This window comes from Lysinibacillus sp. GW823-FHT06C08 (assembly GCF_058795135.1).
On the sequence record NZ_JBXAHN010000016.1, the window covers coordinates 35,510 to 44,229 of the forward strand.

General features: G+C 37.4%; 5 protein-coding genes and 1 pseudogene. 2 read left to right on the top strand and 4 right to left on the bottom strand.

Annotation, left to right across the window (positions count from 1 at the left end):
• Positions 1 to 6: 6 nt before the first annotated feature.
• The 4 genes from AC1Q6O_RS22260 to AC1Q6O_RS22275 all read right to left on the bottom strand — a co-directional run bounded on the left by AC1Q6O_RS22260 (position 7) and on the right by AC1Q6O_RS22275 (position 6,804).
• Positions 7 to 660, bottom strand: a complete 654-nt coding sequence (locus AC1Q6O_RS22260; RefSeq protein WP_090003193.1) for a 4'-phosphopantetheinyl transferase family protein — start codon at positions 658 to 660, stop codon at positions 7 to 9.
• A complete protein-coding gene (locus AC1Q6O_RS22265) occupies positions 657 to 3,824 on the bottom strand; it encodes a non-ribosomal peptide synthetase family protein (protein ID WP_492402230.1) in 3,168 nt (1,055 codons plus the stop codon). The genes AC1Q6O_RS22260 and AC1Q6O_RS22265 overlap by 4 nt, the downstream gene beginning before the upstream one ends.
• A 131-nt stretch (positions 3,825 to 3,955) precedes the next feature.
• Positions 3,956 to 5,704: a methyl-accepting chemotaxis protein gene (locus tag AC1Q6O_RS22270; RefSeq protein WP_008176967.1), complete on the bottom strand. Its 1,749-nt coding sequence runs from the start codon at positions 5,702 to 5,704 to the stop codon at positions 3,956 to 3,958.
• Between the two features lie 557 nt (positions 5,705 to 6,261).
• Complete coding sequence (locus AC1Q6O_RS22275; RefSeq protein WP_492402233.1) at positions 6,262 to 6,804, bottom strand: hypothetical protein; 543 nt, start codon at positions 6,802 to 6,804, stop codon at positions 6,262 to 6,264.
• Between the two features lie 119 nt (positions 6,805 to 6,923).
• Between AC1Q6O_RS22275 and AC1Q6O_RS22280 the strand changes: the two genes are divergently transcribed.
• Positions 6,924 to 8,261, top strand: coding sequence for an AAA family ATPase (locus tag AC1Q6O_RS22280; RefSeq protein ID WP_090003195.1), 1,338 nt, complete (start codon positions 6,924 to 6,926; stop codon positions 8,259 to 8,261).
• A pseudogene (locus AC1Q6O_RS22285) lies at positions 8,254 to 8,720 on the top strand (hypothetical protein); the annotation flags it as partial. The gene AC1Q6O_RS22280 and the pseudogene AC1Q6O_RS22285, both read left to right, overlap by 8 nt.

Genomic DNA, 8,720 nt, shown 5'->3' on the forward strand with positions numbered 1-8,720 from the left:
GTTTGATTACTGTAGAAGCTGCTGTCTATTTAATGTTGTTATTTTTACATTGGTAGAGCTATTGTTCCAGCATATGGTGACAGGATGACGTTGATCAAGATAAAGTAATTGCGTTGAAAGATCTGCTCTTGTCGTTTTAATATCAATAGTATCAAGCAAGTGAGGCGATAGGTTAGGAAATAAGCCTGTTTTAAAAAGAGCCTCTTTTAATGTCCAAAGTTCATAAAAAGCATGTAGAGGCTGATGAAGGGACATATGGAACTCTTGTTTAGATAATGCATAGTGCATAATATCTTTATTCACGGGCTTTATTTCTTCAACATCAATGCCTACTCGCCCGTTTGTTGTTAGGGCCAGAACAATCCAATCACCAGAGTGAGAGAGATTAAAATCGCCTTCCCATTGTTTGTGATTCGCTACAGTTGGACGACCATAAATGTCTTGAGTAATATGGCATACAGCCTTATTCATGAATGGGAGGAGCGCCCACCTGATAAGGGTGTTACCTAGCAAGGCTCTTTGGCGGTCCTGCCATTGCTTGTACTGCCTGATATTTTTTTGGACATGAAAAGGGAGCATTATAGTAAACGCATTCCATTCTTCGGAAGTTAACTGTCCCCCTAATGGGAGTGCAAAAAGCTGTATATCATTTGTGTTCATCGTATATTGACTTGTTTGGGCTCAGGAAAGTAACCTATTTCGATCCCATATTCAATCATTTGATGAATAAGTGCTGTATTTGGTACAGCACATTCAATACTTGCATTTGCTAGAAATTCAATCGTTTTTTTGCAGTTAAAGATAAATGGGGAGTCACTAGCTCCATCACCTTCTAGCTGTGCAATAGCTAAAGCTAAATATTCTTGTACTTCTATAGAATGGTCATCATGTAATAGCCAATTTGTATACTCTTGCTTTGTCATGACTTGTAAATCATAGCCAAACTCCTTTATCATGTCGATTAATTCTAAATAAGTAAGTGATACAGGATTACATAGGTGGAAGACATGTCCATTTGCTGCTGGTTGATTAGCTAGGCATACTAATGCTTGGCTAGCATAATTAATCGGTGTGAAGTCTACATGCCATTGTACGGAAGGTGTTTTACCTAAATAAAGCATAGATTTAATCATTCGGTAAAAGGCGTTATCATTGATATTTCGTTGGAATTTTCCTGTTTCAGAATGACAACTTAAATTACCTACACGATAGATAGAAATAGGAATCGCGTCATGTACAGCATTTCTTACGAGATTTTCTGCTTCCAGCTTACTTTGTGTATAGACACTACGAAGCTGCATATCGTAGTTGAAATCGCCTTTTGCCTCATCTGGTCCCCATTGAATGGCAGCGAGCTCCTCTGGAATGCCGATTGTTGATACATAATGAAAATGAATACCAGGTTTACCCTTTGCCAATTCAAGTAAATAACGGGTCCCATTTACATTAACATTATTAAAATGATCCGTTGCTCCGAAGTGACGTACATCGGCTCCACAGTGGATGATGGCATCGATTTCTTTTATTAGAACCTGTTTATCTTCGCTAGTTAAATGAAGGTTCTTCTTTCCTAAATCGCCTTGAACGACGGTTATTCGATCCTCCATATGTTTAGTCATGTTATGTCCAAAGTAAAATTGCATACTTTCCTTTAGCTTATCCTCTAAAGTGGCCTTTTCACTTGGTCGAATAAGACAATAGATATGTGCTTTTGTTGTCACTAGCAGCTCGTATAATACATGGCTTCCTAAATAACCTGTCGCACCTGTTAATAAAACCGTAGTCATCGGTAACGGCTTCACCGTTTGTGAAACTGGAAGCTTGCTAGGTTCCATCAAATCCTTATAGACAATGTTTTTTGGTGGTGTTTCCACGTCCAGATCTTCAGGCTGATAGTTGCCAATATATTGATCTAATTCAGCAATCGTTTGATATTGGAAAAAATCCTGAATCTTTAGGAACGGTATATGCTTCTTCACTTGTACAAGAATTTCAAGTACTTTTAATGAATGTCCGCCAATGTGAAAGAAGTTATCGTGAATGCCTATTGGACTGTTGCCAAGTACATACTCCCATGCATTCGCTAGTAAATGCTGCGTGTCATTTTCAGGGGCAACGTATAGATGACTCCGTGATAATGATACATCCAATGTGGCCAACTGCTTACGATCGATTTTGCCAGTAGGGGATAATGGCATTTCTAGCAATTCGATGAATCGTTCAGGTACCATATAATCTGGTAAAAGATTGTTTAAGTAGTCTCTTAAAACTTGTTCTTCTAGCTGTATACCATTTGCCGCTGTGTAGTAAGCAAATAAATGGTTTTGGCCGTCAGACATTTTCTTAGCTATGACCACAGATTCCTGAATGATAGGGTGATTGCTTAAAACGGTCTCAATTTCTCCAAGCTCAATACGGAAGCCTCTTACTTTAATTTGTGAATCTTTCCGTCCTACAAATTCAATGACACCACTAGGTAATAGGCGGACTAAATCACCTGTTCGATACATTTTTTGATCTGGTTTAAACAGATGAGGAACAAAGGCCTCTGCTGTTTTTTCAGGTTGATGTAAATATCCTGCTGCTAGGCCAGCTCCTGCAATACATAATTCGCCTGTTACATGAACTGGGCAAAGCTGTTCATCCTTATTCACCACATACATCTCATAATTGGCAATTGGTCTGCCAATAGGAATACTTGATTGCATGTCTGTTAACTGACTTTTTATCTTGAAGTAGGAGGTTAAAACTGTACATTCAGTTGGTCCATAGACATTAATAATTTCTGTAGAATAACCGAATTTTTCTTGCCATTTTTGGACAATAGCAGGCAATAGGGCTTCGCCGCCAACCGATAGATATTGTAGCGTCATCAACTTGTCCCGATAATCTATAGGTAAATGTGTGGCTAGTTGTGTAAAGAAAGCGTTCGGTACAGTTGCAGTTGTTACTTGCTCTCGTGCAATCATATCGGCAAATGCTTCTATTGAAAGACGCTCAATACTTGCGAGCATATGGAGTCTTGCACCAGAAAAGAAAGCGGTAAAAGTCTCTGTTACAGAGGGATCAAAACTGTAAGAAATAAACTGAGAAAATACATCTTCTTCAGTCGAATGGTAAATTCTTTGATTATCTGTTATTAGGTTAATAACGGCTGTATGTTTAAGCAAAACACCCTTAGGTTTACCAGTAGAACCAGATGTATAAATAATATAGGCTAAATCGGATGGAAGTAGGTTACATGGTAAATCCTCTTGTGAAAGGCCACTCTCCATTTGATTGATTGTTAGCACTGTGCGTGATTGGAACTCATTATGTATTAGGTCATTCAGTAAGTCATTATATTCGTTTTTCGTTATGATAAATGGTGCACCAGTATCATGTAAGAGATATTGGCAACGTTCTTTTGGATAACTCGGATCAATAGGAACATAAACACCACCAGCTTTTAGCACGCCTAACAAACTGATGATAGTTTCCTTGCTACGGTCCATAATAATTGCCACATAGTCACCTTTTTGTAGACCATTGGCGATTAGCATATGTGCAACTTGATTAGATTTTTGATTTAACTGACGATAGGTCATCTTGCCATCTTCATAGGAAAGAGCGATACGGTCTGCAAACTGTTGTGCTACTTGATAAAATACTTGCGGTATCGTGATATTTTTATCATAGTCAGCCATTGTACGATTTAATGTTTGATAGGCTAAAGTATCCTCTTCATTTAATAGCTTTGTATGATTGGATAGTAGCGTATCTTGTTTAGAAAAATGCTTTTTAAACTGTGATGTAGGACAATCAAATTCTCGTTTATTATTCAATCATTACAACTCCTATTTTAGAAAAGGGCAGTCACTTATGTAGGAATTTTTAAGTCCTTTAGCTCCAGCAGAAAGTATTCTGTAGAAGCTAAGGGACCAAAAACACCGTATAAGGGCAGCCCTTTCTCTTTTTATTTCACTACAAAGGTATTGACAACATTCAATAATTCTTCAGATAACTCGGATAGTACTTGAGCTTCCTCAGACACTCGCTGTACTGTATTTAGCTGAGAGGCAGAAGTTGCAGCTACTGCTCTTGTACTTTCTTTAGAGTTGATGGAGAAGTCCTCCATATCTTTAACTGCGGAAGTCACTTGTTCCATGCCAGCCGCCATTTCTTCAATAGTTGCGGACAGCTCTTGTATTTGTCCAGTTACATGATGAATAGATGTTAATATTTGACTAAATGATTGTTCTGAATCGTTTATCATGACAATACCATGATCGACTTCCTCTACCGCACGAACCATGACATTCACAGATTCATTTGTATCGTGCTGAATATGAGAAATAAGCGTGGAAATTTCTCGGGCTGAGGCCTCAGACTGTTCAGCTAGCTTACGTACTTCATCAGCTACAACGGCAAAGCCACTGCCAGCTTCTCCTGCACGGGCAGCTTCAATAGCTGCATTTAAGGCTAGGAGATTTGTTTGAGAGGCAATTCCGGTAATAATGCCGACAATTTCTTCAATTTTATTAGAATGATCGCCAAGCAATTTAACAGATGCTGCTGATTGATTGACTGCCTGACTAATCGCATTCATTTGAGCGACAGACTTATTAGTTGATTCATTCCCTCTTTCAGCTTCCTCAGATGCTAAGATAGAAGATTCCGAAATCTGATTGGATGTCATAGCAATACGTTGAATTCCAATACTCATTTCTTCTATTGTAATGGTACTTTCATTGGCTCTTTGAACTTGAAGATCAGCTGCACTCGCAATTTCTTGCATAGAAGATGTCACATTATTATAGGAATCAGAAGTTTCCTGCATGTTCGTAGACAAAATATTGGCTGTGTTTGAAACACGTGCAGATACATTTGTTGTACTCTTAATAACAGTTTTTAAATTTTCAATCATCAAATTAAAGTTTTGCGTAAGCGTTCCTACTTCATCCGTTGAAGTAACTGGTAGAGGATCGAGCTCTAAATTACCTTCTGCTACTTTTTTAGACTGTAGGGAAAGCTGTTGAATCGGTGTTAATTTTTTTCTTAAAAGAGTATACACAGCAATGGATGAACCAATTAAGAAAATAACCGTTACTACCAATGTCCAAAGTGCCTCTGACATAGCCTTGCCAGTTACCATCGAAACGTCATAATCAATAGCATATGCAGCTAGCATAGTTCCATCATCATCTAAAATTGGTGTAAGGCCAGTTTTATAGCTACCAAACTCATCACTATAGATATCTGTAGCTGTAGCTTCTTTTGTCTCAAAAACTTCTTTAATTCTCGCTAGGAAATCAGGTGATAAACCCATAGCAATCATGTCCTGATTATACTCAGCACCTAGTTCAAGTATACTAGAAGATAGGACAGGTGCATTAATATTTTCACCATCAACTGTAATTAAAAAGAGATTGGTAATGCTATCTGAATAATCATTAATAGCATCCATTTCCTTCGTCAGTCGAATTGCATCAGAGTTACTATCTGAAGGATTATCTAAGATTGATTTCAATGTGTTCACATCAATTGTTTTGGCTAAGATCATACCTTTGTCATCAAGCGATTGATTCATATCTGTTAAATTACTATTTCTTACTATATAATAAGAAAGCCCTAAAGTAACTAACCCAAACAGTAATAAAATACTTACCATTATAACGGTTATTTTTTTACTAATGGACATATGCTGCTTCTTACGTTTTTTCATGCTTTTCCTCCTAATTATATTATACCGATTATTTCATGTTAAGGATGAGAAATGGGTATTGTTATCGATGAAATAAAAGCTAATTCAATGTAAAGTCTAGATGTCATTCATAGAATTCCAGATGCATTCTCAATAAATATGTACCAGTGAAAAATAATCTAATTATCCCCTAACAATAAACTACTATACTGCCAAAAAAAATGATTCACAACCCAGAAAACTTACTATTTGCAGTGTAGATTTAAATAGGTAAACGAAGATATTTAGTGTTATAGTCTATATATTTTGTAGCTTAGACAATATTTTTATGAAAATTCAAAGGGTAAATAATATAAAAAACAAGTATGCTCAAAACTGAGTCAATTTTAGTTTAATTAAAATTTGGCTAAAATCTTATTTTTTTATTTCTCTTTAAGTCTTTTTACCTATTAAGGAATGTCATTTCTTCTAGAAAATGCTATTGCCGTTCTTTGTTATTATTATGGAAATAAAATATAAATATGTAAAAAAAGGCTTTTCTTTATTCGTAAAAGAACAAAGAGAAAGCCTTTTATTTTTTATGGCTGTCTAGGGTTGCCGATAATACCTGGCAAGATGTTTGGGAGTCCCGGCAATAATGGAGGTGGGAAGCCCGGGAATTGTCCCCCAGGAAACGGCGGATATGGCCTTGGTGGTTGTGGTGGATAAGGCTGCGGAGGATATGGTCTTGGTGGTTGTGGTGGGTAAGGCTGCGGAGGATATGGTCTCGGTGGTTGTGGCGGATAAGGCTGTGGCGGATAGGGTCTTGGTGGGTACGGTTGCGGCGGATAAGGTGGCGGATAGGGTGGTGGATAGGGCGGTGGATAGGAGTTGCCAGGAGGTGTTCCTGTACCAGCAGCCGTTATTTGGCTAACATCAACAGTCACCAATTGACCGTTATCTAATTGGATTTCGGCTGTTCTTCCTCCTGTTCCAAATGTTCGAATCAATGTACCTGAATAAGTCCCAGTAGGTAGTGTCACCCATATTTTCATACCTGGACGGAATTGACTGTTAAAATCTTCAGGAGCCAATCTAGGATAAACCAATGAAACACACCTTTCTTCATTTTCCTTTAACATATGCCTACCTACTGTGAATGTTATAGGCTATAGGCTAATTGATAATGAAGTGTGAGATTGTTATAAAATATAACAATTTTCATTATAATAGGGGAAAAGAGCTAAAGGATGTTTAGTAAATGGCAATCATAAAAATAAAAAAAATCAAACTAAAAAATTTACGGAATGTACGACATGGTGAGGTTACTTTAGCAGTTAGCTTCGAGACCTTTTTACAAGCAAATGTGGTTGGACTTTACGGACAAAATGGCTCTGGGAAGACAACCATTGTAGATGCATTTGGTTTATTGAAGACCCTTATTTCAGGTTGGCTTGCTGAAGTGAAGCTACCCTCGCAAGAAAAGCGGTTAATTTTAGCGGGTGAGGATACAGCCAGTCTCGATTTTGAATTTTTAGTTGAGAATCAATTTGGTACGTTCTTTGTCCATTATTATGTGGAGCTGCAGGAGGATCAGCATCGGCTCTATACAACACTGGAACGACTGACGTATAGAGAAAATGACAAGGGAAAACGGTCAAAGGTGTTAATGGCTATGACAGAGAAAGGTATCCAAATACGTAACTCAAATTTGCCTGATATGAGTGAACAAGCACGTATTCAATTGCTTGTTATTCAGCAATTAGCAAGAAAGGAATATAGATCTTTTCTTTTCCATAAGGATTTGAAGCCATTATTACAGGAACGGTTGACCGAACAAGAGATTCAGCTAATCAAAAATATAGCCGTTGATTTTAATCGAGATTTACATGTAGTGAATAACCAAAATATTGCCCCGTTATTTGAAGAACGGATTATGCCATTTAGTATCCATTTAGAGAAAACAAGAGGGCAAATTCCATATGACTTAAAGGGTCCTGCCTTATTGCCTGAGGATGAATTCTATGCTTTATGTGAAGTGATTGAACAGAGTAACCGAGTGCTAGCTGCTATTATTCCAGGTCTGACTATTAAAATCAATATTATTACAAAGCAGACAATGGATGATGGGGGACAAGGCATCCGTTTTGAATTTTTATCGCAGCGTGGAGAGCAAGAATTACCCTTGCGAACAGAGTCAGAAGGGATATTGAAGATCATTTCGATTCTTAGTGTATTGATTGCCGTATATAACAATCCAAACGCTTGTGTCGTTATTGATGAATTAGATTCAGGCGTTTTTGAATATTTGCTAGGTGAGTTGTTAACAGTGATAGATGAGGATGGAAAAGGACAGCTTGTTTTCACATCCCATAATCTACGAGTGTTAGAGGTGCTAGCTATTAAAAATTTATGGTTCACGACAACGAATGAAAATCACCGTTATATGCAGCTAAAGGGTATTAAAGAAATAAATAATGCTAGAGATGTCTACTTGAGAGCTATTCAGCTTGGTGGACAGGATGAAGAGGTTTATAAAGAGACCAAAACATTTAAAATTAAACGTGCTTTTCGTAAAGCAGGTGTGCAGCATGACTAAAAAGGTACTTTTAATCATTGTTGAGGGGCAGACAGAGCAAATTATTTTAGAGGATTATTTGGATACTTACTTCGCGGATACAACGATACGTTTTGATGTCCAGCGTGAGGATGTATTGACAAAATGGGATGCCCATAAACGCATTCCCAATATAAAAAACAGTGTTATCCGTGTAATCCAGAGTTATTTAGATAAATATAAATTTTTAGCAAAGGATTTAACTGCTGTTATTCATATAACAGATGCAGACGGTTGTTTTATTGCACCAGAATGCGTCAAGGTCGATGAGAATATCGAGCAAAAATTGTTTTATACAGAGGATGCCATTTTAGTGAAGTCCGATAAGCGTAAAGAGCAAATTGAACAGCGCAATGAGATGAAGGCGAGGAATGCCAGAATCTTAATTGCGAATGACCATTTTAGTATTAATCGCTTGAAAGTGCCTTATCAATTATTTTA

What these genes read in the sequence shown, in the direction of transcription:
- AC1Q6O_RS22260 (WP_090003193.1), bottom strand. Translation starts at nt 660, where the DNA reads ATGAACACAAATGATATACAGCTTTTTGCACTCCCATTAGGGGGACAG.
- AC1Q6O_RS22270 (WP_008176967.1), bottom strand. Translation starts at nt 5,704, where the DNA reads ATGAAAAAACGTAAGAAGCAGCATATGTCCATTAGTAAAAAAATAACC.
- AC1Q6O_RS22275 (WP_492402233.1), bottom strand. Translation starts at nt 6,804, where the DNA reads ATGTTAAAGGAAAATGAAGAAAGGTGTGTTTCATTGGTTTATCCTAGA.
- AC1Q6O_RS22280 (WP_090003195.1), top strand. Translation starts at nt 6,924, where the DNA reads ATGGCAATCATAAAAATAAAAAAAATCAAACTAAAAAATTTACGGAAT.